The organism is Streptomyces sp. NPDC015127 (assembly GCF_043080095.1).
GTDB lineage: Bacteria > Actinomycetota > Actinomycetes > Streptomycetales > Streptomycetaceae > Streptomyces.
The window spans coordinates 311932-338158 of record NZ_JBIBVE010000007.1 but is presented as its reverse complement, the minus strand read 5'-3'; the positions used below and the strand labels follow the sequence as shown (position 1 = coordinate 338158).

Genomic DNA, 26227 nt, shown 5'->3' with positions numbered 1-26227 from the left:
ACGGCAACCGGTGCCCCCTGTAGCGGTATTACCGACAGCTGATCAACGGAATGCCGCACGTGACTCGTCTCCGACTGTCACTCCTCCTCCGTGAGGGCGCGGGTGGCCTCCCGCTGGATCCGCGCAGAGCGGTGGAGGAAGTCGAGAATCACGGCGAGCTCCGCGTCCGAGTAGTTTTCGTACAGCTCCCCCAGCTGAGCCGCGAAAGCGGCGAAGAGTGGCGCGAATCGCGCCTCCGCGCCCGGATCCACCTCGACGTTGACCCGCCTGCCGTCCTGCGAGTCCCGCACTCTGCGGGCGAATCCCTTGCGCTCCAGCCGGTTGACCAGCCCGGTCACGGAGGCTGGTGCCAGACCCGTGAGATCTGCCAGCTCGCCCGCGCTGAGGGCGCCCGACCGCTGGAGCAGGTCGAGCGTCTTCTCCTCGACCGCGCTGAGGCCCACCCGGGCGCTGACCGCCGCGTGATACATGACGGCCGCATTGCTGTGGACCCGCCCTGCTTCCCCGAGCCCGCTGAGGAGTTCTTCTCTTGACAGTCCCATTACTCGCTCCGTATATTTCGTTCGGCCGAACTAAATATACCAGCACGGGAAGGAGCGGGGAACAGCATGGACACCCGAGAGGCCGAGATCGGCAAGCTCTTCGCGGAGTACTGCAAGACCTGGACCGAAGGCGACTCCGCCGGGTTCGGGCGGCTGTTCACCAAGGACGCCGACTACGTCTCCTACGACGGCAGCTGGGCGGCCGGCGCCACGCAACTGCAGGACAACCACGACAAGCTGTTCCGCGGAGTGATCGCCGGATCGGCGATGGTCGGCCGGATCGAGTCGCTGCGTTTCATCACCGATTCCGTGGCCGTGCTGGTGGGCAACGGATCGGTTCTCATGCCCTGGCGGAGCAAGCTGCCGAAGCGACGGCTGTCGCGGCAGATCATCGTCTGCGTTCGTACGCCGGAGGGCTGGCGGATAGCGGCGATACAGAACGGGCGCCAGCGACCGGTGACCATCCCGGAACCGGACTCGATGCCGTCGAAAATGTCGCAGGCCCTGACGCGTCTGGCGCAGCGCTTCGGCATAGGCCGGGCGCGCGAGGTCGCACTGCCGTGACTGCGTCGACCAGGGCCTGTCTCTCCGACTCTGGGCGGGTCTCGCGAGGCGCCGACGTAAACGGGCCCTGATGACCCGGCTCCGGGCAGTCGTCGACATCGGCTGTCACAGACCTGGCCGCTGCCCTGTCCTGTTGATGTGCGCGTTGACGCACCGGGTCCGGCGAAGTGGCGCCGGTATCCGTTTGGCAGCGGAATCAGCGAACGGAGACAGTGATGAAGATCGTGGTCGTCGGCGGTACGGGGCTCATCGGCTCGCAGGTGGTCGCGCTTGTCCGCGACGGTGGTCACGAGGTCGTGGCGGCCTCTCCCTCCACGGGCGTCGACATCCTCACGGGCGAAGGTCTGGCCGAGGCGCTCAAAGGCGCGGACGTGGTCGTGGACGTCTCGAACTCCCCGTCCTTCGAGCCCGAGGCGGCGCTGGACTTCTTCACTCGTTCGGCGCGGAACCTGATCGAGGCCGAGAAGGAGGCAGGTGTCCGCCACCACGTGGCACTCTCCATCGTCGGCGTCGACCAGGTCCCCGACTACGGTTACTACCGGGCCAAGGTGGCCCAGGAGGAGGCGGTGCGCAGCAACGGCGTCCCCTACAGCATCGTGCGCGCCACCCAGTTCTTCGAGTTCATCGCCCCGGTGATGGACATGTCCACGCAGGGTATGGAGGTGCGCCTGCCGTCCACGCAACTGCGTCCGATCGCCTCCGCCGATGTCGCCGCCGCGGTCGCCGAGGCGGCGCAGGGTGAACCGTCGTACGGCGTGCGCAACATCGCCGGCCCCGAGGTCCAGACGCTCGACCGACTCGGTGAGATCACTCTGGCGGTGAAGCCGGACGGCCGCTCGGTCGTCACCGACGAGGCGGCCGGCCTGTTCGCAGGCATGCCCGACGGCGTTCTCGTGGGCGACGACACCGTGCACGTCGCATCCACCCGCTACGAGGACTGGCTCAAGCAGAACTGACCGGCACCCCGTAGCCGGATCGGCCCCTTGAGGGGCACCGCGTTCGGGCACCGCTCGCATCCGTTCAGGTACACCTGGCCGAGGACGTTGCGGATGCGTGCCTGCCGCGGTGCCCCTCCACCCAGGACGCGGGTTCGCTACGGCCGGCCGGTGAGCCTGCCTGCCGACCGCTCGTACGCCCTCAGCTTGTCGGTCGCCAGGACCCAGTACAGCCCGTCGATACCGTCCGGCCCCACGGTGACGCTCACCAGGGCAACGGTGACGCCGTCCTTGACGAGCTGCAGGCTGGGCAGGCCGTTGGTCTCCACCACGCCGTACTCGGCGCCGGGGAAGAACTTCCTGGCGAAGGCGCTGATCCTGGCCACGCGCTCGGCTCCCACGATCTCCACCCGTGCCACGCCACGCATGCCGTTCCCGTCCGCGTAGGCGACGACGTCGGCCGACAGCACGTTCTCGAGCGCGGCGACGTCACCGTGCCGCGCCGCGGCGACGAAGGCTTCGAGCAGGCGCCGGTGCTGTGCCGTGTCGACGGGTTCACGGCGCTCCGCGGACAGGCGCTTGCGGGCACGGCTGACGATCTGCCGCGTGTTGGCCTGGCTCAGCTGCAGGATGGCCGCGATCTCGCCGTACGCGTAGTCGAATGCCTCCCGCAGCACGTAGGCCGCCCGCTCCACGGGATTCAGCTTCTGGAGGACCAGCAGCACGGCCAGCTCCAGCGCCTCGCCGCGCTCGGCGCCGACTTGCGGATCCACACTGGTGTCCACGGGCTCCGGCAGCCACGGCCCCACATAGGCTTCGCGGCGAACCCGCGCCGACTGGGCCACGTTGATCGCCAGACGTGTGGTGATCTTCGCCAGGAACGCCCCGGGATCCAGTACCGCGCCCCGGTCGGCGCCCTGCCATCGCACCCACACGTCCTGCACCACGTCCTCGGCCTCGGACACGCTGCCCAGGATGCGGTAGGCGATACCGAACAGCCGTGGACGCAGCCGCTGGAACGCGTCCGCCGCTTCGTTCAGCGAGCCGTCGGTGAGCGGTTGTTGCTCGTCCATGGTGCGAATGCCTCCACAGGTCCACCGTCGTGCCCCTCGGACAGGCGTACCTCCGGTGCAAGGACGGCCCGCTCGCTCAGATCCTACGGTGGCCTCGCCTGGAGAACCGGCCGCTGCCCAGGTGTTCCCGCCGGACGGGCCTCGGCAGGGAAGCGCCTTTGCGGTTCCGCCGGTTCACTGTGCGCGCCTTCGCCCGCCCCGCTGAACTGGCTCAGCTGCTGCGGTACTTCGTATCCGTACCGGGCCGGCTACTCCCCTCGGAGTAGCCGCACGGCCTGCCGCAGTGGGACGACCGTGGTGCCGCGCAACGGGATTCTGGATGTCCGCCCCGGGGCTCCCCCACCGGGGATCCACGCCGAAGTCCTTCGTCCAGGAGATGTCATGCCCGCATCGGTACATGAGTCCCACGCCGCCCCGCTCCAGGGCGCGGCCCGGCGCCCGCGCGTCGCCGTCGCACTGCTCACCGTCTCGCTCTCCTACGCCGCGCTCACCGCCGCGTACGTCGTCGCCAACAGCGCCACCCCGCAGCCCGGCACATCCGGCCGCGACATCCTGCTTTACGTACGCGACCACGGCACGGCGATCGATCTCGGCGCCTTCCTGCTGGTGGTCGCCGCCGTGCTCCTGGTGACCGTCGCCGCCACCCTGGCCCGGCTGGTGCGGCGGGGCCAGTCCGCCGGCGGGTCCGGCGCCGCGGCGACGACAGCCCTCGCCGGCGGGGTGCTGGCCAGTGGCGCGCTGGCCTCCAGTGCCGCACTCTCCTGGACCCTGGGCCGGCTTCCGGAGGAGTCACCCACAGCCCTGGCGCGTGCCCTGGCCGACTTGTCCTTCCTTGCCGGCGGTCTCGGATACGCCGTGTCCTTCGCGCTCCTGGCGGCAGGCACCTGCCTGGCAGCACGCGGCAGCGGACTCCTGCCGCGCGCCTGCACCACCACCGGCCTGGTCATCGCCGCCGCCGGTCTGGCCGCCACCCTCTCGCTCCTCGTCTTCGGGTTCAGCTACCTGCTGCCCGTCGTCCGCTTCGGTGGCACGGCATGGCTGGTGTGGGCAGCGTTCGCACTGGCCCGCCCGCGCCCGGCCGCATCCGACGCATGACCGTCCGCGGTGCCGCGCCGAGGAGTTGGCGGAGGCGGGTCATGCAGTGCAAGGGACTCGCGGCACCAGCGTCCGTGATCCCGGGCGACCGCACGGTCGCCCGGGATCACGGGCGACTGCGCCGGGTCGCGGATGCGGCATGTGGAGGACCGGTACCGGTCAGTCGACAGCGGGCTGCCGCAGGGGCGCGTGGACCTGGCGGGCCACGCGGGTGCCGCTTTCGACGGCGCCGTCGATGAAGCCGGCCCAGGTGTTCGCGTAGTCGCTGCTGGCGAAGTGTCGCCGGAGGAGACACCGCCGCCGCACTCGCGGCCGGCTGCCCGGTCGTGGTCAAGGCCCATCCCGGCCACCCGGAGACCTCCCGGGCATCGGCCGACCTGGTCCGTCAGGCGGTCGCCGACGCCGCTCTGCCCGCCGGTGTCTTCCAGCTCATCGAAGGCAAGGAGAACGGCGTCGTCGCCCTCAAGGACCACCGGATCCGCGCCGCGAGCTTCACCGGTTCCGTCCCGGGTGGTCGCGCTCTCCTCGACATCGCCAACCAGCGCGAGACGCCCATCCCCTTTTACGCCGAGATGGGCAGCCTGAACCCTGTGGTCGTCACGCCCCTGGCCGGCGAACGGCGCGGCGCCCAGGTGGTGAGCGGCTTCGTGGAGTCGTTCACCCTCGGCGTCGGACAGTTCTGCACCAAGCCGGGGCGGCTCTTCCTTCCCGAGGGACACGGGCTCGCCCCCCCAGCTCACCGCTGCCGTGGAGGCAACTCGGCCCGGACGCCTGCTGACCGACTCGATCCGCGCCCACCACGGCAGCGTGCGCGAACGAGTGAGTTCCCTTCCTGATGTGGCGGTGCTGGCATCGGGCCGGCAGAAGGCCACGGGCGAAGGCGACTGGATCTCTTCCCAACTCCTGACCACCACGGTTGACGCCGTCAAGGCGGACCCGGACCGCTTCCTGGTCGAGTGCTTCGGCCCGACGTCCGTCGTCGTCGATTACCGCGACATCTCCGAGGTGCTGGAGCTCCTCCCCCTTCTCCCCGGACACCTCACAGCCACGGTCCACACCGAGGAGGACGACCCGCACGCGCCCACGCTGCTGCGTGCCCTGCGCGACACCGCGGGCCGGTTGCTGTGGAACGGCTGGCCCAACGGCGTGGCGGTCTCCCCGGCGCAGCACCACGGCGGACCGTACCCGGCCACGTCGAACGCCGCGTACACCTCTGTCGGCCTGCAGGCGCTCCGGCGCTTCCAGCGCCCCGTCGCCTACCAGAACCTCCCCGACGGCCTGCTCCCCACGGCGCTGCGAGACCGCAACACACTGGGCCTCGTCCGACTCCTCGACGGGGAACTCACCCGCGCCGACGTGGTGCGGTAGGGGAGTTCGTCCGGCCGCTGTCGACTGGCTCCTCGCGTGGGCGAGCCGAGGCCGTGGTGGTGTCCGTCAATCGGGCGCGGGCCGGCGGCCGGCCCTGACCGGTACGCCACGGCCGGCTCGTCCCGCCCCGGTGGGATCACGTCAGTTGTGGTTCGGGCGCCGACGCTTCTCGGTTCCTGACCGGTCCGGTCACCTCGTCCGTCACGTACGACGGCATCCCCGCGGTCGCCTGCGCCGCCCGGCTCCGACAGGCGCCGGGCGGCATGCCGACCAGCTCCGTGAAGCGGGTGCTGAAGGCGTCCGGCGACGAGCAACCGACCGCGGCACAGACCTCGGTGACGCTGAGGTCGCCACGACGCAGCAGCGCCGTCGCGCGCTCGATGCGACGCGTCATCAGATAGGCGTACGGCGACGCGCCGTACGCGAGCCGGAACTGGCGGCTGAGGTGCCCGGCCGACATGTTCGCGCCACGGGCGAGCGCCTCGACGTCCAGCGGCTGCGCGTACTCCCGGTCGATCCGGTCACGGACGCGGCGCAGCCGCGCGAAGTCACTCAGGCGCTGCGCCGCGACACGAGCGCGCCTCCATGCGGGAAGACACATGCGAGAACCCTTCCGTCGATGGTCGCAAACACGGCGGTGTGCGTACCGAACGTCCCCGAACCGTTTCCGGACTGCACGGCTCAGCGCAGCTCCTGGATGCGGACCAGGTTTCCCGCGGGGTCGCGGAAGGCGCAGTTGCGGATGCCGTACGGCTGCTCGGTCGGCTCCTGGACGACCTCGGCGTCGGCGGCCTGCACCTTCTCGAAGGTGTCGTCGAGGTCGTGGGTGGCCAGCAGGATCCAGCCGTAGGTGCCCTTGGCCATCATCTCGGTGATGGTGCGGCGTTCGTCCTCGGTGATGCCGGGGTCGGCGGCCGGCGGCGCCAGGAGGATCGACGTGCCGGGCCGGCCGACGGGGCCGACGGTGATCCAGCGCATCGTGCCCTGCCCGACGTCGCTGCGGACCTCGAAGCCGAGGACGTCGCGGTAGAAGGCCAGGGACGCGTCCGGGTCCTCGTGCGGGAGGAAGCTCGCGTGAATCGTGATGTCCATGACGATCACCCTAGGAGCGGCTCCGTGACCGCGCTTCTCGATTCCTGACCGATCCGGGCTTGCCTGCCGCGCCGTCATAACGAGACCGGTCCACCGCCGCAGGCAATCGTGTCGACGGGCCGAGGCGCTACGACGCCACAGCGACACCGGATGGCGACTCGTCGGTCTCCGCTTCCTGCCGGGGGTCGCTGAGTTGCTCGCGCAGGTAGTTCCAGAACACTGCGATCAGCGCGGCCAGCGGGACGGCGAGCAGGCTGCCCACGATGCCCGCCAGGCTGCCGCCGAGTGTCACCGCCAGCAGGATGACCGCCGCGTGCAGGCCGAGTCCGCGGCTCTGGATCATGGGCTGGAACACGTTGCCCTCCAGCTGCTGTACCACGACGATGATCGCCAGAACGATCAGTGCGTCGGTCAGGCCGTTCGACACCAGCGCGATGAGGACCGCGACGAGGCCGGCGAACAGGGCGCCGACGATCGGCACGAACGCGGACACGAACGTCAGCACGGCCAGCGGGAGCACCAGGGGCACGTCGAGGATCCACAGGCCGAGGCCGATGAAGACGGCGTCGAGGAGGCCGACGAACGCCTGGGAGCGTACGAACGCGCCCAGGGTGTCCCAGCTGCGCTCGGCCACGATCGGAACGTCGGTGGCGAGCCGGCCGGGGAGTTGGCGGGCGAGCCACGGCAGGAATCGGGGGCCGTCCTTGAGGAAGAAGAACATCAGGAAGAGCGCCAGGACGGCGGTGACCACGCCGTTGAGCACGGTGCCCACTCCTGTCGCGACAGCGGTGACCATGCTGCCGATGCTGTCCTGGACGCGGGCGATCGCGGTGTCGAAGGCGCCGGTGATCTGGTCGTCGCCGATGTTCAGCGGCGGTCCGGCGGCCCACTCACGCAGCCTCTGGATGCCTTCCACCACACCGTCGGCGAGTTCCCCGGACTGGGAGGCGACCGGCACCGCGATCAGCGCGACGATGCCGGTGACGACCAGAAGGAACAACACGGTGACGACAGCCGCGGCCAGGGCGGGATGCCAGCCGTGCCGTCGCAGGAAACGCGTCAGGGGCCAGGTCAGGGTGGTGAGGAACAGGCCCACGACGAGCGGCCAGACGACCGACCACATGCGGCCCACGCCCCAGAGAATCACCGCGGTCAGGAGGAGGACCAGCAGCGAGTGGGCGGAGGTACGTGCTGCTGTTCGCAGCGCAGCGGCGGTTTTCGTGGAACTCAACGTGGCAGACATGCAGTCACCTTATTGATACGGCCGCCCCAGGCGGACGGCGGCCAGGGCCGACGGCCAGGGGCATGCGCCACCACCCGCGTTGGGCGCTGTGCTCGGTACCGGCCGGGCTGTCCGGGTGCTGCCGGTCGGCTACTTGGGCGGCAGGCTTGCCGCGAAGGCGTGGCCCTGGTCGACCCAGGCGTCGAGGGCCTTGTCCTCTGCGAGGGCGGAGGCGGCGACGACGACCCAGCCGCGCATCGGGCGGCCGGTGAAGTCGAAGACCCTCGTCCCGGGCTTTGCCAGGGCGGTGTCGGTGGCGTCGGGGCCGACCCGGACCATCAGGTCGTCCCCGATGACGCCCACGGCCATGTTGCCCTCGTGCAGGAACGCCAGGCCGCCGAACATCCGCCTCTCCGTGATGGCCGGATCCGCGCCCAGCCGGTCCCGGATGCGTTCTGCGAGTCCCTCGTCGAATGCCATCTCAGCTCCTCTTACGCCCTGGCCCGGGACGAATTGTCGCGGCCTGCGTCGTCCGGCTCCGATCGTGAGCCGCCTCAGCGGTCACGGACATCGGGACACGCCGATCAGGACGCTTCCAGCGAGAAGCAGGCCGGCGCCCACTCCGCGCGCCGAGATCCGGCGCGGCTGCGAACTGGTCGGGCTCAGCCAGGACGAGCACGGGGTGACGGTCGACCTGGCCGACGGAACGCAGCTGCGCTCGCGCTATCTGGTCGGCTGCGACGGCGGCCGCAGCACGGTGCGCAAGCTGCTCGGCGTCCGCTTCCCCGGTGAGCCCGCCAGGGTCGAGACGCTGCTGGGCGAGATGGAGGTGGGCGTGCCGCCGGAGACGCTGGCCGCCGTGGTGGCCGAAGTCCGCAAGACCCACCTACGGTTCGGCGCCATCCCGACCGGGGACGGGATGTACCGCATCATCGTGCCCGCCGAAGGGGTGGCGGAGGACCGTGCGATCGCTCCGACGCTCGAGGAGATCAAGCAGCAGCTGCGGGCCTTCGCCGGCACCGACTTCGGCGTGCACTCACCGCGCTGGCTCTCCCGCTTCGGCGACGCCACCCGGCTGGCCGAGCGTTACCGGGTCGGCCGGGTGCTGCTGGCCGGCGACGCGGCGCACATCCATCCGCCGACCGGCGGACAAGGGCTCAACCTCGGCATCCAGGACGCGTTCGACCTCGGTTGGAAACTGGCCGCCGAGGTGGGCGGCTGGGCACCGGCGGGGCTGCTGGACAGCTACCACGGCGAACGGCACCCGGTGGCCGCCGACGTGCAGATCGGGTCGACCACGTCGTCGACGTCAGCGACGAACTGGAGCTACCCGCGGTACTGCTGCGGCCGGACGGCCACGTGGCGTGGGTCGGTGAAGATCAGCAGGATCTGCTCAGCCGACTCCCACGGTGGTTCGGCGCTGCCGTCGGCTGAGCGCGCAGTTGTGGCCCGAATGGGTGGGGCACTGGGGCGGCGTTGAGTATGCCGACCGGCCCGACTCAGGAGGTCGAGGACCGTACGTGGACGCGGCCGTCGGTGACCTTGACCTCCCAGCTCGGCTCGTCGACTGCCGCCGGTCCGCGTACTGCCCGGCCGTCCGCGAGCCGGAAGGTGCTGCCGTGCCACGGGCACTGGATGCATCCGTCCTCGACGATCTTGCCCTCGTCGAGCGGGCCTCCCGCATGGACGCAGGTGGCCGAGAGCGCGAACACCGTCCCCTCGTGTTGGACGAGCACCACCGGCACTCCGCCCGGAGTGACCCGGACGAGTTGGCCCTCGCCCAGCTCGGACAGGTCAGCGACATCGGTCCAGTCGCTGACGGTCGGCTGGAACGCGGTGTGATTGACCCCGTTGCCGAGGGCGAACGACAAGTGGCCGCCCAAATAAGCGGTGCACACGGTGAACCCGAGCCCCACGCCGCTCAGCGCCATCCCCAAGCGGTGCCGTCCCCGTCGCCGGGCAACCCAGGACGCGGCCTGCAGCAGGGTTCCCGCCGAGTTGCCCAGGGCGTGCACCAGGCCGATCCGCCGTGTGGGGCCGTAGGTGTCCGACCAGTCGGACGCCCCTGACGCCGCGGTAGGTACCGCCGCGATCAGCCCCAGGCCGACAAGGCGGCGTGCCGAGGAGGCCGAGGCCCTGCCCGCGGTGAGGTCCAGGAAGAAAGCCGTGGTCCACGCGCCGATGGGCAGGTCCGTCAACGCGGGATGCACCGGGTGGCCCAGCCAGGTGCCCGACAGCGCATTCTTGACCGCCGTGGGACGGGTCACCCACTGCACTCGGCCGGCAGCCTTGTCGCAGATGCCGTCGAGCGCCGTGAGGCCCCCGATGTCCTGGATGACGCGTTGGATCCGCTCTCGCATAATGGCCGCTCCTCGTCGCAGGCGTACATGACCATCGGCTCCGGGCACTGATTCCTCACGTTCCCACGAGGCCGGGTCACCGGCTAATCGAGCCCCCCGGCGAGCCGAACGGGCCTGGTCCGCCCGGCCGAAGACGCGTACCACGACCCGCCGAGCCGCTCCCCCAGCTGTACGGCATACGGGTGACCGGCTGGCGGCCCGGGCGCCCGGGAGCTGATCCGGCGATCAGCCGACGAGGGCCGCGATGGTTTGCGCACACACCAGGGACTCGGTATGCGTCGTGTCCACCTCCAGGTCATAGCGCACCCCCTCATGAACCACATCCGCCTGAGATGCGGCCATCCCCTGGATGCGATCTCCTCGTGCGACCTCACGCCCTGCGGCGACCTCACTCTCACATCTGACACCCACCCACAGCACGCCCAGCCCGCCCAGAGCCTTCTGCCACCGCTGCTGGGACTCCGCACCGCCGAGGAAGACGTCATCGATGATGACCCTGGCGCCTGCACGGGCCATCGCCACGACGCCCTCCCTCCAGGCCGCCTCAAGCACCCGGAAGTCCTCCCCGACGCTCACCCCGCCATCGGCCGCGAACACGATGCCCCCGTCCGACGCCTGCATCTTCGCGGGCATGGCGTCCACGAACGAGTCGCACCCGAACGCCAGCCAGGGATCCGGCAGTACGGCCTGCAGGCACCGTACGATCCCGGACTTCCCCGAGCTGGAACCACCGTTGAGAATGATCATCCGAGTCGTCACCGCGCCACAGTAAGGCGCCTCCCCCACACGGCACGAAGCGAATATCGACCGTTCATTGCTCTGCTGGCCACAACTGTCTACGTGGCAATACGGGCTCTCAGCTTCGCGGCGGGGCCCGACCGAGCTCCTCCAGAGCGACCACAGCCTCACGTGCTCGGCGCCATGTCGGGTCTGGCTTGCGGCGAATAGAATGAGAGGCAGGAAGAGCAGCGCACCGCAACAGTGCGGAGCCGTCGCCGGTCGGCCCCGTGAGGGGGCGCCTGATGGGGATGGCACCGAATGACATGAGCCTGTACACGGTTCGGCCCTCCGAGCTGATCGGGGCGCGGATCGCGGGCTACCAGGTCGAGAGCGTGATCGGCCGCGGTGGCATGGCCGTCGTCTACCGTGCGAAGGATCTGCGCCTGGACCGTACGGTGGCGCTCAAGCTGATCGCCCCGGAGCGCGCCCGCGACGACACCTTCCGGCGCCGCTTCACCCACGAGTCACGTGTGGCCGCGGCGATCGATCACCCGCACATCGTGCCGATCTTCGAAGCCGGTGAGACCAACGGTGTCCTGTACATCGCCATGCGTTATGTATCCGGTCTGGACCTGCGGGCCATGCTGGACCGGGACGGCCCGCTCCCCGTCGCGACCGCCCTGCGCATCGCCGCCCAGGTGGCATCGGCACTCGACGCGGCCCACAAGCACGATCTGGTGCACCGGGATGTCAAGCCCGGCAACATCCTGGTCACCGCGGGCACCGACAGCGACCACCCCGAACACGTCTATCTCACGGACTTCGGACTGACGAAGAAGACGCAGTCGCTCACTGGCTTCACCACGGCGGGCGAGTTCGTCGGCACACTCGACTACATGGCGCCGGAACAGATCTCCGGCCGGCCGGTGGACGGCAGGTGCGATCTCTACAGCCTCGCCTGTGCGGTCTACGAATGCCTCACCGGCGGACCGCCCTTCCAGCGTGACGAGGACGTGGCGCTGCTGTGGGCGCACCAGTACGACCAGCCGCCTCCCCTGACCGAGAGGCGCCCCGAGATCGCGCCCGCCGCCGCCGACGTCATGGCAAAGGCCCTGGCGAAGATTCCCGAGGACCGGTACGGCTCCTGCCTGGAATTCGTGGCGGCCCTGCGCGTCGCCACCGGGACCGGCGTCGGCGAGCACGCTCGTTCACCGTCCCCGGTGGATCCCCGGCCTCCCGGCGTCTCGGGGGACGTCGGGCCGCCACCAGAGCCTCCGGCCTGGGCCCGGGCGGTCTTCCGCGGCCCGCGCGGCGGGCCGTAGACCGCTCCCGGCTCTGGTGTCGCCGGTTGCTGCCGCACCAGGTGGCCAGGTGTCACAGACCCAGGGAGATGGCCAGTCGGGTCAGTTCCGCCGTGCTGTTGATGCCCAGCTTGGCCCGGATGCGGCGGAGGTAGGCGTCGACCGTGTGCTTGGAGAGCCCCATGTGGCGGGCCGTCTGCAGGTAGGTGCGTCCTGCGGCGATGTGTCGCAGGGTCTCCTGCTCGCGCGGGGCCAGCGCGGTTGCGGGAGGCTCGGCGTGCGGCGTGGTGAGGGTAAGGCTCATGGTTTGTCTCCCGAGGGGGACGGGCTCGGTCGTTCCTGCTCACAGCCTCGGGAGCAAGGGGGGACATAAGGCGGAATGTCGCAATTTGTCCTCTTGTCCAAAAGCCTGCCCGCGCGACTTCTTAGCGGTGTCCGCGGACCGTCACAGGCGTGTCACAGAGGACCGTCCGCATGTCGCGCCACGCGCGCGGGGACCAGCTGCTGCGCTCGGCGTCCTCAGTACCCGGCGAGGGACTGCTCGGCCCAGATGGTCTTGCCGATGCGAGCGTGCCGGGTGCCCCAGCGCTGGGCGAGCTGGGCGACCAGCAGCAGGCCGCGTCCTCCCTCGTCGAAGGTCCGGGCACGCCTCAGATGCGGGGCGGTATTGCTCGAGTCGGAGACTTCGCAGATCAGGGTGCTGTTCTCGTGGATCAGCCGCAGCTGGATGGGGGGCCGGCCGTAGCGGATGGCATTGGTGACCAGTTCGCTGACCACGAGCTCGGTGACGAACGCGGCCTCATCGAGCCGCCAGTCGGTCAGCTGGTCGGTGGTACGCCGACGGGCCTCGGCCACGACGGATGGTTCTGGCGGCAGGTCCCAGACGGCGACCCGGTCGGCATGGAGGGCCCTGGTGCGGGCGACGAGCAGGGCGACGTCGTCATCCGGACGGCGGGTCAACAGACCCGTCAGTACACGGTCGCAGACGGTATCCAGCGTGGAGGCGGGGCGGGAGAGGGCTGCCAGCAGCCCGTCCAGGGCGTCGTCGATATCGCGATCACGCACTTGAAGCAGACCATCGGTGTAAAGGGCGAGGATGCTGCCTTCGGGAAGTTCGGTCTCGATGGTCTCGAAGGGCAGGCCCCCCAGGCCCAGCGGCGGCCCGACCGGGACGTCGAGGAGGTACACGGCGCCCTCGGGCGAGACCACGGCGGGCGGGGGGTGGCCGGCCCGGGCGAGCGTGCAGCGGCAGGAGACCGGGTCGTAGACCACGTACAGGCAGGTGGTGCCGATGCCCCCGGCCGCTTCCCCCGCGCCTTCCGTGCCGGCCTCGTCGGCGGACAAATGGATGATGAGGTCGTCGAGGTGGGTGAGCAGCTCGTCGGGTGGCAGGTCGACGTCGGCCAGGGTGCGTACCGCGGTGCGCAGTCGGCCCATGGTGGCGGCGGCACGCATGCCGTGGCCGACGACATCACCGACGACGAGGGCCACCCGTGCTCCGGACAGCGGGATCACGTCGAACCAGTCGCCGCCCACGCCGGACTCTGTACTGGCGGGCAGGTAGCGGGAGGCGATCTCGAGTGCCGCCTGATCGGGGAGCGTCTGCGGGAGCAGGCTGCGCTGCAGCGTCATGGTGTTGGTGCGCTCCCGGGTGTGGCGGCGCGCCTTGTGGATACTGACGGCAGCCCGGGTGGCGAGTTCCTCGGCCAGCCACAGGTCTTCCGGCTCGAAGGGCTCCCGGCGCTGGTGACGGCCGAAGATGGCCATGCCGATAGCGATACCGCCTGCACGCAGCGGCACCACCATCATGGAGTGGGTCCCGTACTGGCGGATCCAGGCGGCCCCGGGGTCCTGGGCCACCCATCGGGCGACGTCCGGGTCGTTCGTCCCGTAAACAGCGCCACGGCCTGCGGCCAGACACTCGGCGGGAGGTGACAGCAGCGGATGGACGGTCGTCCCTCCGACCCCGAACGGGAACTCCGGGCTTCCTTCCAGGACCGACCGCACAGCGGTACGGCGCACGGTGACCGGTCCCGCCGCTGGGCCCGAAGGCGGCTCGTCGCCGCGTGGGGCGGGAACGAGCAGGTCGACGGCTACGAAGTCCGCAAGCCGGGGGACGGTGACGTCGGACAGTTCCTGCGCGGTGCGGGTGCTGTCCGTGGTGGTGCCGATGCGGGCGTCGGCGTCCTTCAGCAGGGACGTCTGCTGCCGGGTCCTGTCAAGTCCGGTCCTGTCGTGCGCGGCCAGGCACACGGCTCGCACCTTGCCGTCCGGGGCCCGCAAGGGCGCCAGTGAGGTCGCCCAGTCGTGCCCAGCAGTCGCACCCGTGGGGCGAACGAAGGCCGCCACATGCTGCGGCTCACCGGTCTCCAGCGCCAGGCGCATCCTCCGTTCGGTCTCGTCGCTCACGGGATCCGGCGCGATGTCCGGCAGACGCAACCCGCGGATCACGGCCTCTGGGAGGGAAAGCGCGCGCTCCATGCCGGCATTCGCCCGCACCAGTCGCAGTTCCGCATCGAAGATCGCCATGAGGCAGGGCGACTGCGTGAACGCCCATTCCCTCATCGGTTCGTCCCAGGGCGTAGGTGACCTGTACACCATGGGGGACACCAAGAGCCATTCGCCGGCCCCGCCGGCGGACGTCCAGCGGTGCGCGAGCAGTGCCACGTCCAGCCGGTGGCCGTCCCGGTGCCGCAGCCCCACGGTGCCGCTCCACCGCTCCAGCCCGGGCGGGGCTCTCCATGCCGCATCGCTGTCGGCATCAGCGAGCAGACGAGCGGCCGGCAGCCCTGTGACCTCGGAGGCCACGTAGCCGAGCAGTCGACGGGCACCTTCACTCCACCCGGTCACGATGCCCTGCTCGTTGATGGTGGCCGTGGCCGTGTCTGCCGACTCACGGGAGGCGTCCGTCTCCTCCGGCCGCTCTCCGGGAGAGATGGGAAGTCGTTCCATCGCCGCTCATCTCGCCGTCGCTAGTTCCTTTCCCCGCTGTCCCCCACGGGAACCGGCACGGCAAAGGACTCCACTACAAGCATGATCCGGCGGACCGAGGAGCACCACCGCAGTGCTGTCACAAGGGCATCCGGGAGGTGCGGGGCTGTGTGGCGGCATGACACGGGTACGCGAGGACAAGGGCGAGGACCGCGTCTCCCGCCTGCCACACCATCGCGCGGCGCCGTCCGCTGAGGACGGGCGGCCGGAGGCCGAGGATCACCATGCGGCGCGGCGCGGAGCCGAAGAGGCCGCTCCTGTCGGCCTTGACCGCGGCTTCCTTCAGCGCCCAGGCGGCGGCCATGGCCTCGGGCCGGTCCGCACCCACATCCGTATCGAACACGGAGCGTTCCCCGGGCGAGAGGATGTGGTCCGCGACACGGCGCACCGCGGCGGCCGAAACGGTCTCGCACAGGTCCACTCCGACCGGTTCCGGTGCGAGGGCTGCGGCGATGTGGTGTGCGGTGTGGCTGATGGAGACGTTGACGGCCGGCATCGGACTGCCACTGACGACGACGTAGGGGCTGCCGTCGTCACGCGGGAGGATCTCCACGTTGTTCGTCGGCGCGGCAAGGACTTCGCTGACCAGGCGCTTGGCGAGCAGACGGCCGGCCAGCCACTCGGCCTGCCGCCAGGCCGGCAGCGCGCGGACCACGCACTGTTCGGCCGGTGAGAGGAGCGGTGCCCGGTGGAGGTCGGGGCGCCGGGCCACGACGAGGGCGGCTCCGCCCCACCGGTGGACGCGGCCCGGCGCGATCGACGAGAAGGTGGTGTGCATGGCGGCGGGGGTCAGGCGGCGCGAGCCGTGGCCGGGTGCCGCAGCTCCTGCTCCACCGCGGACACGGCGTGACGGATCTGGTCGGGCGTGTGGTCGCAGGTGATGAAGAAGCGCAGCCGGGCCGACTCCTCGGGTACGGCCGGGTGCAGGATGGGGTTCACACTGATGCCCTGCTGGAACAGGGCCTCCGAGAGTCGCAGGGTCTTCAGCGAGTCCCCGACGATGCACGGGACGATCGGCGTGTCGTGACTGTCCCCGATGTTGATGCCAGCATCACGCGCGAGGCGGGCGAACAGTGCGGCGTTCTCAGAAAGACGTGCCACCCGCTGCGGCTCGGCACGCAACAGCCGCAGGGCGGCCAGGGACGCGGCGGTGTCGGCCGGGGTCATGCCGGCGCTGTAGACGAAGCCCGGAACGGTGTAGCGCAGGTACTCGACGATCGAGCGGCTCCCGGCGACGTAACCACCGCAGCCGGCCAGTGCCTTGGACAGCGTGCCCGACCACAGTTCGACGGCTGAGCGGTCGATGCCGAAGTACTCGCCGACGCCGCGCCCCGTCGCGCCGATCGTCCCGATGCTGTGCGCCTCGTCGATCATCAGCAGCGCGCCGTGCCGGCGCTTGACCTGGACGAGGGCCGGCAGGTCGGCGATGTCGCCGTCCATGCTGTACACGCCCTCGATGACGACGAGCACCCGCCGGTACTGGTGGCGGACCTGGGTGAGGATGGCGTCGAGGGCGGAGGCGTCGTTGTGGGGGAACGGCCGCCGGGTCGCGCCGGAGAGCTTGCATCCCTGCAGGATGCTGTCGTGGGCGAGGGAGTCGTGGACGACGAGGTCCCCGGGCCCGACGAGGTGCCCGATCACGGTGACGTTGGTGGCATGCCCGTTGGCCAGAGTGATCGCGGCTTCGCAACCGAGCCGGTCGGCGAGCTCCGTTTCGAGTTCCAGGTGGAGAGGACGGCTGCCGGACAGCAGCCGGCTCGCGGACACGGATGTGCCGCAGCGTTCGATCGCCTCCTTGGCCGCCTCGTTCACCTGAGGGTGCGTTGCCATGCCCAGGTAGTTGTAGCTGGAGAAGGACAGGAGTTCCCGGCCGTCGACGACGGTCCTGTCCGTCATGCCGCCTTCGTGGACCAGGAAGTACGGATTGGGCAGCCCCATCCGGGCGAGCGTGGCGATGCGCTCGCTGTGGGCGGTGACCTCCGGGAAGCACTCGATCCGCGTGTGCTCCTCGGGCAGCTGGGCGGCGGAGGAGGCGGCCGGCGCGGACTGGTCCGCGAGCGGGTCGGCGGGGGGTGGGGCCGCGGGCAGGCCGGCGGCCGGCGACGGCGGGGCTTCGTCACCGTGGCCGGCGCGTTGCACGGGGACGGCTGCCGGTGCGGCGTCCGGCGAGCGGCTCGCGATCATCGCGGCAAGCCTCCCGACGGTCGGCCGGTCAGCAGCCCCTTCGTCGAACGTCCAGCGCGGCCACTGCCGCTTGAGGGAGGTGAACAGGTCGGTCAGCATGAGCGAGTCGAAACCGAGATCGTCGATCAGCAGCTGGTCGTTGCGCAGATGACTCACCGGGAACGCACTGATCCGGGCTACGTGCGCGAGCACGGCGTCGGTGACCTCTTCGATGCCGGGTACGCCCGGCGGCGCCACGGGGCGGATGGCCTGGGAGGCGGGCGCTGATACGGCCCCGGCCGTCGACGGGGCGGTGACCTGTGCGGCGGGGACCGGTGCGGGGTTCTGCACGGGGAGCGCCTCGGTGAGGCGGGTGAGCAGCGTCACCTGCTGCTGAATCAGCTGGAGCAGTGCGTGCATCGGGTCGTTCATCGAGGTCTCCTGGGAAGGTGCGGGCTGGGGCGGGAGGGAGGCGGAGAGGGCGTCCTGCTGCGCGGGGCGCCCGCCCGGCACCCAGTACGACTGCGTGTCGAGCCTCGCCACCGGCAGGTCCAGCAGACGTCGGTCCTCCTCGGGAACCAGGGCGCGTGGGTCGACGGGGACGCCCAGGACCGCGAGCCGGGCGAGGGCCCGGACGAAGCCACGTCCGCTGTCCGGCGCCTCCCCCGTGGCGGGGACGACGTGAACGTCGCCGTGGCCGGTGAGGTTGCGTCGGACCGAGGTGAGGAGCGAGCTGCCGCCGCCGACCTGGAGGAAGACGCGGGCCCCCTGGTCGTAGGCGGTGCGGACGGCATCGGCGAAGTGGACCGGCGCGGACGCGTGACGGGCCCACAGCTCGCGCAGTCGCCCGGGGTCGGTGCAGACCGCCGCGTCCACCGACGAGACGAACGGCAGGACGGGGCTGCTGACGGTGCGGTCGGCCAGGTCCGCGCGCATCGTCTCCTCGGTGCCGGCCAGCCGCGGGGAGTGGAACGAGTTGGACACCTCGAGCGTCACCGTGACGACCCCCGCCTCGGCGCAGACCCGCCGCATGGCCACGAGCCCTCGTGGCGTGCCGCTGACCACGACCTGCCGCGGCTGGTTGAAGCAGGCGAGCCACACGTCGTCGATGCCGTCGATCAGCCGGCGGCAGGTCTCCTTGTCGCTCTGTACGGCGAGCATCCCGCCCCGCAGGCCGGTCTCGGCCTGCCGCAGGACCGCGCCCCGGTGGACCAGCAGCCGGACGGTTTCCTCGTCGGTGAGGGCGCCGGCCGCCGCGGCCGCGGCGAACTCCCCGAGGCTGTGGCCGAGGGCGAGGTCGGGCTGGATGCCGCAGTCGGCGAGAAGACGGGTGGCGGCCAGCTGGACGGTACCGAGCAGCGGCTGGCACACATCGGTGGCGGCGAGCCGCTGCCTGAGCTCCTCGGCTTCGCGACGGGTGGTCGCGGCCTCGCCGTACAGCAGACCGGTGAGGTCGAAGCCGGTTTCCCGTCGGGCCACGGCGCCCAGGGTGTCGACGGCCGCCCGGAAGCCGGCGAACCTCTCGTAGAGGTCCCGCATCATGCCCGGCCGCTGACTGCCCTGACCGGGGAAGAGGAAGGCGATGCGGCGCTGGGCGGCCGGCAGGGGGGCGTCGGCGGCGTAGGCGCCGTCGCCCAGGTCGCCCCGGGCGCCGTCGGCGAGCCGGCGGCGGGCACGGCGCAGCCGCCGGGCGAATTCGTCCGTGTCGGAGGCCACGATCGCCAGTCGGGCTGTCAGCGGTTCACGGGCGCCCAGGGTGTGGGCCAGTGCCGTGATCGGCGTGCGCGGCGCGTGGTCCACCGTGTCGAGTACGTCGCCGATGTGCTGGTCCAGCAGCGCAGTGTTGCCGGCTGAGAGCAGGACCAGCTGAGGGCCGGTGGCTCCGGTGCGTACCGAGGGGCGGCTGAGATCCGGGGCGGGCTGCTCCTGCAGAACCACATGGACGTTGGTGCCGCCGAAACCGAACGAACTGACGGCGGCCCGCAGCGGGGTGCGCGCGCTCGGCCAGGGCCGTGCGGTGTCGGCGAAGCGCAGGCCCGCGGCGGAGATGCCCAGGTCCGGATGAGGGGTGGTCTTCGGCTGCGGCACGATCGTGCGGTGGTGGACGACCAGGGCCGTCTTGATCAGCCCGGCGATGCCCGCCGCAGACAGAGAGTGCCCGATGAGGGCCTTGCCCGCGGCCAGGTAGCACAGGCCGGGGTCCTCGTCGGGGTACTCGGTGCGCAGCCTGCGCAGCGCCTCCGCTTCGGCGCGGTCGCCGGCGGCGGTGCCGGTGCCGTGGGCTTCGAGGAAACCCACGGAAGACGGGGGAACCCCCGCGTCGTCATAGGCACGGCGCATGGCGCGCAGCTGGCCCTCGGCGGTGGGAACCAGCGGTCCGGGGGACGCGCCGTCGTTGGCCGAGCCGATGCCCTTGATCACTGCGTAGACACGGTCGCCGTCGGCGAGCGCGTCGGAAAGCGGCCGTATGACGACGGCGCCGGCGCCCTCGCCGAGGACGAAGCCGTCGGCCCCCTCGTCGAACGGACGGCACACCCCGGTGGCAGACAGCGCGCGGAGCCTGGAGAAGCCGACCAGGCTGTCGGGGGTGAGGTTGAGGTACACACCTCCGACGACGGCGATCCGGGAGGTGCCTTGGCGCAGGTGGGCCATTGCCTGGTCCAGAGCGACCAGGGAGCCGGAGCAGGCTGCGTCGACGGCGAAGCTGGGGCCGCCGAGGTCGAACTGCCGGCTGACGGTGCCGGCCGCCATGTTGAGCAGGCTCCCGGGCAGGGTGAAGGCGTGGACGGCGCCGAGCCGCCCGGCCTGCTCCTTGGCGGCGTCGAGGACGCCGTCGTGGTCCGCCGCGGCCCCTCGCGCCTCGTCGGCCAGGGCGATGGCCCGGAGGGGGGCCGTCATGAGGTCCTTGTAGTTGGACACCGATATTCCGAAGAAGACCCCGGTGTTCTCCCGGTCGAAGTCGCCGCGGCCCAGCCCCGCGTCGTCGAGGGCCTCGCGGGTGACGTCGAGCATCAGCCGGTGCTGCGGGTCCATGGCCCGGGCCCGAGCGGGCGGCACCCCGTAGTGCAGGGCGGCGAAGCGGTCGACGTCGTCCAGGAAGGCGACCTGGTCGGTATATGCGGCATGGGGGGCCGACCGGTTGCCCGGTGCGTGGAAGGTCTCGTGGTTCCAGCGCTCCCCCGGAACGGCGGAGAACTGCCGCTCTCCGCTCATCAGGAGGTTCCAGTAGGCGCGGATGTCCGGGGCACCGGGAAAGCGGCAGCCGAGACCGGTGATGGCGATGTCAGTCATGAGGGGTCTTCCTTGTCGTTGTGCCCTTGGGCGGACAGCGACCGGGGCGGCGGGGATCGAGGGTGTGCGCCCTGGTGGTCAGCGGCGCGCGGGGGCGGGGGTGGGCGGGGGTCCGGAAAGCAGTACCGACGTGGGGCACCTCCCGCCGGTGGCCGGAGGAGGGTGGGACGCCGGCTGCGGGACTTTGCGCCTCAGCGGCCACGGCGCCCACCAGTTCAGGCCACCCGCCAGGCGCATGAGCGCCGGTACGAGAACGCCCCGCACGAGCGTGGCGTCGAGGAGAACGCCGAGCCCGGCGCCGATCCCGAAGAACTGCAGGAGGGAGACCTGGGACGTGCCGAAGCTCAGGAGGGTGAAAGCGAGCAGGGCACCGGCGGTCGTGACGATGCCGCCCGTGCGGGCGATGCCGGAGATGATGGAGCCGGCGTTGTCCTGCCCGGCGTCGTGCGCCTCCTTGATGCGCGCGAGGACGAACACCTCGTAGTCCACCGAGAGCCCGAAGACGATGCAGAACAGCAGCACCGGCATGGTCGTGCTGAGTGGTCCGGGCGTGAAGTCGAGCAGGTCGTGCAGATGACCCATCTGGAAGATCCACACCATGGCGCCGAGGACGGCCGCGAGGCTCAGGGCGTTGAGCGCGATGGCCTTCAGCGGCAGGAGCAGGCTGCGCGTGAAGCCGAGCAGCAGCACGAACGTGGTGAGGGTGATCAACGCGAGCGCCAGGGGAACGCGGTCTCCCACCGCGTCCTTGGCGTCCACCAGTACCGCGCTCGGTCCGCCGACGAGGACGTCGGAGCCCGCCGGTGCGGGAGTCGCTCGGATGTCGTGCACGAGCTGCTGCGCAGCGCGCGACTGGGGGTCGGCCAACGGCACCACGGAGAGCCGAGCCGGGCCGTCACCGACGGGCCCGGCCAGGCCCGCAGAGCCGGAGACCGTTGCCTTCTCACCGTGCCGGAAGCTGCCGTCGGGCCCCACAACCTGGGCGACTTGCGGGAGAGCGGACAGCCGCCGGGCGTAATCCTCCTGCGCCGCGGGGGACGCCGTACCCGTGGTGACGACCGTGAGCGCGCCGGCGCCCTTCATGTCGAATCCGCCGCGCACCAGGTCCCCGGTCTGACGACTGGACGCGCTTACAGGTAGCGCCCGGTCGTCGGGGGTGGCGAAACCGGCGTGCGCGAACGGCCCGGCGAGCACCACCAGCAGGCCGATCACCGGCAGCGCCGCGATCAGCGGGCGGCGTACGACGAACCGCGCCAGCCCCTCCCACAGGCGGGACCGTGAGCCGGCGTGGACCCGGCGGCGCCAGGGCACGGGCCAGGCGTTCACCCGCCTTCCGAGCAGCGTGAGCAGTGCCGGCAGTACGGTCACGGCGCTCACCGCCGCGATCGCCACCACGACGATGCCCGCGTAGGCGAAGGAGCGAAGGAAGTACGGCGGGAACACCAGCAGCGTCGCGAGCGCGGCAGAGACCGTCGCGGCACTGAAGACGATCGTGTGGCCCGCGGTGCGCACGGTCCGCACGGCGGCGCTGCGCGGACTGTGTCCGCCGGCGAGCTCCTCACGGAACCGCGAGACGACCAGCAGCCCGTAGTCGATGCCCAGCCCCAGGCCGAGCGCCGTGGTGAGGTTCAGCGCGAACACCGACACGTCGGTGACACTGCCGAGAACGCTCAGGACGAGCAGCGTCCCGGCGATGGCCAGAATCCCGATCAGCAGGGGCAGCGCCGCGGCCACCACACTGCCGAACACCAGGACCAGCAGGATCAGGGTTCCCGGCAGGACGACGGACTCGGCCCTCTTGAGGTCGGACTCCGAGATGTCCTGGAGCTCGGCGTCGATGAGCGCCGTCCCTCCCACATGCACGGTCAGGGCCGTCCCGGAAGCGGTCGGGGTGGTCAGCTCCTCCCTCAGCTGCTTGACCCGCGCTCCGAGCTCCTCCCCCTTGCCGTCCACGTGCGCGACCAGCATGGCCGCGTGGCCGTCCCGGCTGCGCAGCTCCGCCGCGCCGCCGGTCCAGTACGAGGTCACGGCACTCACGTGCGGCTGGGCAGCGAGGCGTCCGGTCAGGCCCTCGCCCGCGTTCCGAGCGGCCGGGCCGTCGACGGAACCGCTGCGGGCCTCTGCGACGACGACCAGGTTGGGGGATGCTCCGGGGCGCTCGACCGCGACGGCCGCGGCGCGGCTGGACTCGGATCGCGGATCGTCGTATCCCTGCGTCTTCAGCCGACCGGTCGCTTCCGCACCGAACACGACGGACAGCACCAGGAACGCAAGCGCGGCGAGAAGGACGAGTCGGGGACGGCGGGTCGCCAGGCCCCCTGTTACGTGGAACATCGTGTCTCCAGTGCGGTCGGCGTTCGCTTCGGTACGTCAGCCGTTGCCGCCGTCGCCACCGCGGCCCCCCTGACCACTGGTCTGGCAGCCGAGGCCGACGCAGATTCCGCCCTTGCCGCCCTTACCGCCGTTGCCACCGTCACCGCCAGGGAGGGCGTTGCCGCCGTTGCCACCGGCGCCGCCGTTGACGCTGCCGTGGCACACCCCGGCGCAGATCCCCCCGCGGCCGCCGTTGCCGCCGTTCTGGCCAGGCGCGCCCTGGGTGCCTGCGCCGCCGTTGGCGCTGCCGTTGCAGATTCCGGCGCAGACCCCGCCGTTGGAGCCGCTGCTGCCGTTGGCGGTCCCATTGCAGTTGCCCGCACACACCCGGTCGCCGACCTGGACGCTGCCGTTCTTGCCCACCTTGAGCCCGCCGAGGGCGTCGCCGGAGCGGTCGGCGGGAAGCTGCTGAGCGGCATTCACCTGCGCCACGTTGCCCTGCGGCATCGGCGCTGCCATCGCGGTGGCCGGCACCATTGCGGCCCCGGCAATCAGAGCGGTCGAGACCGCGAAACCGAGACGGCGCTTCGAGAAGAGACTGCGCATTGAATTCTCCCTTTTCCGATACGCGAATTTCGTGAGATGGATTCCGCTGATCGCTTTCCGCTTCGCTGAGCGAAGTCGATATGGAAGAGGCGATAAGGGCTGTCGGGCGACGCCCTGCGCGTATTAAGTAAGCCCGTTCGGAGGCCGGGTCGTCATGCTCCGACAGTTCGGGACTTGACAAGCGACGGGAACACCGATAAGAGCAGCCCTCATCCTGCGGAGGGCCGGGGCGGCGCCGATTGGCGGTGCCTGCCCGAATCGAGCCGGGACGCCGCGGAACATGGATCGGCCGCCTCGGCGCAGTGCCGAGGCGGCCGAACGGTTTACGGCGGATTCCTCCACCGCTGGATGTGTGCCTCCTCGAGTTCGGTCTTCAGGTTCCGGTCCTCCGCCCGCGGTCGTTCACGGGCGGAAGGGGAAGCTGTCTTCGAACATTGCGGACCAGTCGCCTTCGAGATAATCCCGCTTCCAGTCGTCCACCTCGCTTTCCGAGACCTTGTACTTCTTGGCGACCTCGGCCTCCGTCACGTGCCCGGTCATCACCGCCATCACGATGCGCAGCTTGTCCACGTCAGAGAGCTTCGACTCCGGCTTGTCCGGCAGGTCCTCCACGTCGTCGAACTGGAAGCATCCGGACTGGCCGGGCTGGCCTGGCTCACCCGGCTGACCGGGCTCACCGCCCTTGCCGCCTTCGCCGCCCTTGCCGCAGCCGGCGGTGCCGAGGGCGGAAATACTTGTGCCTGCCGGGGGGCCCTGCGACGCCTGTGCGGCGCACGCGGTGCCGGTGGTGAGAGCCAGTGCGGCCACCGCCACGATGAATGGACGCTGCCAGAGAGTTCCGGCCATGGGGGTTTCTCCGTCTTTCTCATAGGTGTCATCTGCGGGCGTTGCGCCCCGGACACCGCGCTGGGCGACCTCTAGGCCGCTCGCGCTGACTGATGGGGGGAGGAGCGGGGGTCCTGGAGACCCCCGCCCCGTAGAACGTGAGCCTTCGCGGCCCGGACGTCACGGTCCGTCCGGGCCGCCGACGTGTGGTGGTCAGAAGATGCTGATGCCTCCGGCGCCACCGATTCCGCCGAGGCCGCCCGGGCCGAAGATGCTGGAGCCACCGGCCCCGCCCTTACCGCCCTTGCCGCCGTCACCGAAGACGGTGTTGCCGCCCTTACCTCCGTTACCGCCCTTGCCGCCGGGACCGAAGACGCTGCCGCCGCCCCCACCGGCGTTGCCGCCGCCGCCGCCGTCGCTGAAGACGCTGTTGCCGCCGGCGCCGCCGTCACCGCCGCCGCCGCCCTTGCCGAAGACGGATTCGCCGCCGCCACCGCCGCCGCCACCGCCGCCGCCACCGCCGAAGACGCTGCTGCCGCCCTTGCCGCCGGTGCCGCCCTTACCGCCGTCGCCGAAGACGCTGCCGCCGCCGGAGCCGCCGGAGCCGCCGCCTCCGGCGGGACCGAAGACGCTGCTGCCGCCCTCACCGCCGTCGCCGCCGGCGCCGCCTGCGGCGACGTAGCCCACGGTCGACGTCGGGGCCGCCATAGCGGCGGATGCGGAGAGGCCGATGCCCCCGGTGATCAGAGTGGCCGAGGCGAGGACCGTCGCCAGGCGGAGTCCCCGACGCCGGGAACGGGTGTTGCTCTGGGTGTGAATGTCACGGGACATGAGTTTTCTCCTTACAGAGGGGATTTATGCGCCCCGAGAGTTCGGGGCGATATGGTCGGCGGATCGGGTTTCCGACCCGGACCGCAATGCCGGGACAACCGGCGGTTCGGTGAGAGGTGAGAATCCTCGATGAGGATTTCCGCCTTACCGTCCGGCCCCGCCTCTTTCCGGTGAGGCCGTGCTTCAAGTAGGCCCGATCGGAGAAGCCCGCGTCATGTCCTGATAAGTCGTGACTTGACAGATGGCTGGAGGGCCAGGTAAAAGCTCGCGGAACCGCCCCCCGGGCACGTGTGGACCCATGAGGAGCCGAGGCGGTGGTACAGGCGGAATCGGGCAGCGCGTGCGGAGGACGCGTACGGCGGCACGGCCCGACCGAGGGCCGGGTGCGGCCTGTCCTCGCTGCAAGAAGGCTTGAAGTCGCGCAGGCGGAGGAGTTGGCGGTACTGGTTCGCTACCGCGGTGGGATGCGCGAAGTGGTGCCCAGAACATGGACGCGCTGACCGGCGTGCTCCGGTCAGCGCGTATGTGGAGGAGAAGGTCAACCCATTACCGCGGCGAGGGCGGGGCTGGTCGCGGGCGACTCGGCCGCAGGCTACGGCGCGGGGACGTTGGGTGCGGGAATGGGGTCCGGGACAGGCGCAGGGTTGTCGTCAGGGTTGTTCGGGACAGGCGCGGGGTCGACAGGCTCCGGGTCGGTTCCGGGGTCAAAAGGGTCCGGGTCGGTTCCGGGGTCGTCAGGGTTGTTCGGGACAGGCGCGGGGTCGACAGGCTCCGGGTCGGTTCCGGGGTCAAAAGGGTCCGGCTCGACAGGGTTCTTCGGGACAGGCGCGGGGTCGTCGTCACGCTCAGGGTTGGGCTTGGGCTTGGGGTCGGGCTTCTTGTCCTCCTTCTTCGGTTCCTCCTTCTTGTCGTCCTTCTTCGGTTCCTCCTTCTTG

Annotated in this window: 21 protein-coding genes and 3 pseudogenes; 7 read left to right on the top strand and 17 right to left on the bottom strand. The window is 70.8% G+C overall.

Features of this window, described 5'->3' with window-relative positions:
• Positions 1–77 precede the first annotated feature (77 nt).
• Complete coding sequence (locus ACF08N_RS16635) at positions 78–542, bottom strand: MarR family winged helix-turn-helix transcriptional regulator (RefSeq protein ID WP_392325329.1); 465 nt, start codon at positions 540–542, stop codon at positions 78–80.
• A gap of 66 nt (positions 543–608) precedes the next feature.
• On the opposite strand from ACF08N_RS16635, the gene ACF08N_RS16630 reads away from it, so the two are divergent.
• Complete coding sequence (locus ACF08N_RS16630; RefSeq protein WP_392325328.1) at positions 609–1106, top strand: SgcJ/EcaC family oxidoreductase; 498 nt, start codon at positions 609–611, stop codon at positions 1104–1106.
• Positions 1107–1321: 215 nt separating this feature from the next.
• Positions 1322–2062, top strand: a complete 741-nt coding sequence (locus ACF08N_RS16625; protein ID WP_392325327.1) for an SDR family oxidoreductase — start codon at positions 1322–1324, stop codon at positions 2060–2062.
• A 137-nt stretch (positions 2063–2199) separates the two neighbouring features.
• Here the strand turns inward: ACF08N_RS16625 and ACF08N_RS16620 are convergent, their stop codons facing one another.
• Complete coding sequence (locus ACF08N_RS16620) at positions 2200–3114, bottom strand: sigma-70 family RNA polymerase sigma factor (RefSeq protein WP_392325326.1); 915 nt, start codon at positions 3112–3114, stop codon at positions 2200–2202.
• A 381-nt stretch (positions 3115–3495) separates the two neighbouring features.
• Between ACF08N_RS16620 and ACF08N_RS16615 the strand changes: the two genes are divergently transcribed.
• The 3 genes and pseudogenes from ACF08N_RS16615 (at position 3496) to ACF08N_RS16605 (ending at position 5577) form a co-directional block, all read left to right on the top strand.
• Positions 3496–4209 carry a DUF4386 domain-containing protein gene (locus tag ACF08N_RS16615; RefSeq protein ID WP_392325325.1) on the top strand — a complete coding sequence of 238 codons (714 nt, stop codon included), beginning with the start codon at positions 3496–3498 and terminating at the stop codon, positions 4207–4209.
• Between the two features lie 296 nt (positions 4210–4505).
• A pseudogene (locus tag ACF08N_RS16610) lies at positions 4506–5045 on the top strand (aldehyde dehydrogenase family protein); the annotation flags it as partial.
• Complete coding sequence (locus ACF08N_RS16605; RefSeq protein WP_392325324.1) at positions 5029–5577, top strand: hypothetical protein; 549 nt, start codon at positions 5029–5031, stop codon at positions 5575–5577. The pseudogene ACF08N_RS16610 and the gene ACF08N_RS16605, both read left to right, overlap by 17 nt.
• Before the next feature lie 136 nt (positions 5578–5713).
• On the opposite strand, the gene ACF08N_RS16600 is transcribed toward ACF08N_RS16605, so the two are convergent.
• From ACF08N_RS16600 to ACF08N_RS16585, 4 genes are all read right to left on the bottom strand, one after another.
• Entirely contained in the window at positions 5714–6178 is a 465-nt protein-coding gene (locus tag ACF08N_RS16600) for a helix-turn-helix transcriptional regulator (RefSeq protein ID WP_392325323.1), read from the bottom strand.
• 80 nt (positions 6179–6258) lie between these two features.
• Positions 6259–6669 carry a VOC family protein gene (locus ACF08N_RS16595; RefSeq protein ID WP_392325322.1) on the bottom strand — a complete coding sequence of 137 codons (411 nt, stop codon included), beginning with the start codon at positions 6667–6669 and terminating at the stop codon, positions 6259–6261.
• Positions 6670–6796: 127 nt separating this feature from the next.
• Positions 6797–7912: an AI-2E family transporter gene (locus ACF08N_RS16590; RefSeq protein ID WP_392325321.1), complete on the bottom strand. Its 1116-nt coding sequence runs from the start codon at positions 7910–7912 to the stop codon at positions 6797–6799.
• Between the two features lie 129 nt (positions 7913–8041).
• Positions 8042–8371, bottom strand: a complete 330-nt coding sequence (locus ACF08N_RS16585; RefSeq protein WP_392325320.1) for a TfoX/Sxy family protein — start codon at positions 8369–8371, stop codon at positions 8042–8044.
• Between the two features lie 148 nt (positions 8372–8519).
• On the opposite strand from ACF08N_RS16585, the pseudogene ACF08N_RS16580 reads away from it, so the two are divergent.
• Positions 8520–9325 (top strand): annotated as a pseudogene (locus ACF08N_RS16580) (FAD-dependent monooxygenase); the annotation flags it as partial.
• Between the two features lie 65 nt (positions 9326–9390).
• Here ACF08N_RS16580 and ACF08N_RS16575 read toward each other — a convergent pair.
• Both ACF08N_RS16575 and cpt read right to left on the bottom strand, forming a co-directional pair.
• Positions 9391–10251, bottom strand: coding sequence for a Rieske 2Fe-2S domain-containing protein (locus ACF08N_RS16575; protein ID WP_392325319.1), 861 nt, complete (start codon positions 10249–10251; stop codon positions 9391–9393).
• A 225-nt stretch (positions 10252–10476) separates the two neighbouring features.
• Positions 10477–10998, bottom strand: coding sequence for a chloramphenicol phosphotransferase CPT (cpt, locus tag ACF08N_RS16570; RefSeq protein ID WP_392325318.1), 522 nt, complete (start codon positions 10996–10998; stop codon positions 10477–10479).
• 296 nt (positions 10999–11294) lie between these two features.
• Between cpt and ACF08N_RS16565 the strand changes: the two genes are divergently transcribed.
• Entirely contained in the window at positions 11295–12293 is a 999-nt protein-coding gene (locus tag ACF08N_RS16565) for a serine/threonine-protein kinase (protein WP_392325317.1), read from the top strand.
• Positions 12294–12345: 52 nt separating this feature from the next.
• Here the strand turns inward: ACF08N_RS16565 and ACF08N_RS16560 are convergent, their stop codons facing one another.
• The 9 genes and pseudogenes from ACF08N_RS16560 to ACF08N_RS16520 form a co-directional block, all read right to left on the bottom strand.
• A complete protein-coding gene (locus ACF08N_RS16560) occupies positions 12346–12576 on the bottom strand; it encodes a response regulator transcription factor (protein ID WP_392325316.1) in 231 nt (76 codons plus the stop codon).
• Positions 12577–12791: 215 nt separating this feature from the next.
• Entirely contained in the window at positions 12792–15224 is a 2433-nt protein-coding gene (locus ACF08N_RS16555) for a SpoIIE family protein phosphatase (protein WP_392325315.1), read from the bottom strand.
• 118 nt (positions 15225–15342) lie between these two features.
• Positions 15343–16041: a 4'-phosphopantetheinyl transferase family protein gene (locus ACF08N_RS16550; protein WP_392325314.1), complete on the bottom strand. Its 699-nt coding sequence runs from the start codon at positions 16039–16041 to the stop codon at positions 15343–15345.
• 11 nt (positions 16042–16052) lie between these two features.
• Positions 16053–20717: a type I polyketide synthase gene (locus tag ACF08N_RS16545; protein ID WP_392325313.1), complete on the bottom strand. Its 4665-nt coding sequence runs from the start codon at positions 20715–20717 to the stop codon at positions 16053–16055.
• A 78-nt stretch (positions 20718–20795) separates the two neighbouring features.
• Positions 20796–23051 carry an MMPL family transporter gene (locus tag ACF08N_RS16540; RefSeq protein WP_392325312.1) on the bottom strand — a complete coding sequence of 752 codons (2256 nt, stop codon included), beginning with the start codon at positions 23049–23051 and terminating at the stop codon, positions 20796–20798.
• Between the two features lie 36 nt (positions 23052–23087).
• The gene (locus ACF08N_RS16535; protein ID WP_392325311.1) at positions 23088–23636 is read right to left on the bottom strand and encodes a hypothetical protein; all 549 of its coding nucleotides are present in this window, start codon (positions 23634–23636) and stop codon (positions 23088–23090) included.
• A 402-nt stretch (positions 23637–24038) separates the two neighbouring features.
• Positions 24039–24482, bottom strand: coding sequence for a transposase (locus ACF08N_RS16530; protein ID WP_392325310.1), 444 nt, complete (start codon positions 24480–24482; stop codon positions 24039–24041).
• A gap of 192 nt (positions 24483–24674) precedes the next feature.
• Positions 24675–25292 (bottom strand): hypothetical protein, encoded by a 618-nt coding sequence (locus ACF08N_RS16525; RefSeq protein WP_392325309.1) that lies wholly within the window; start codon positions 25290–25292, stop codon positions 24675–24677.
• A 592-nt stretch (positions 25293–25884) separates the two neighbouring features.
• Positions 25885–26227, bottom strand: a pseudogene (locus tag ACF08N_RS16520) (RNA polymerase subunit sigma-24); the annotation flags it as partial.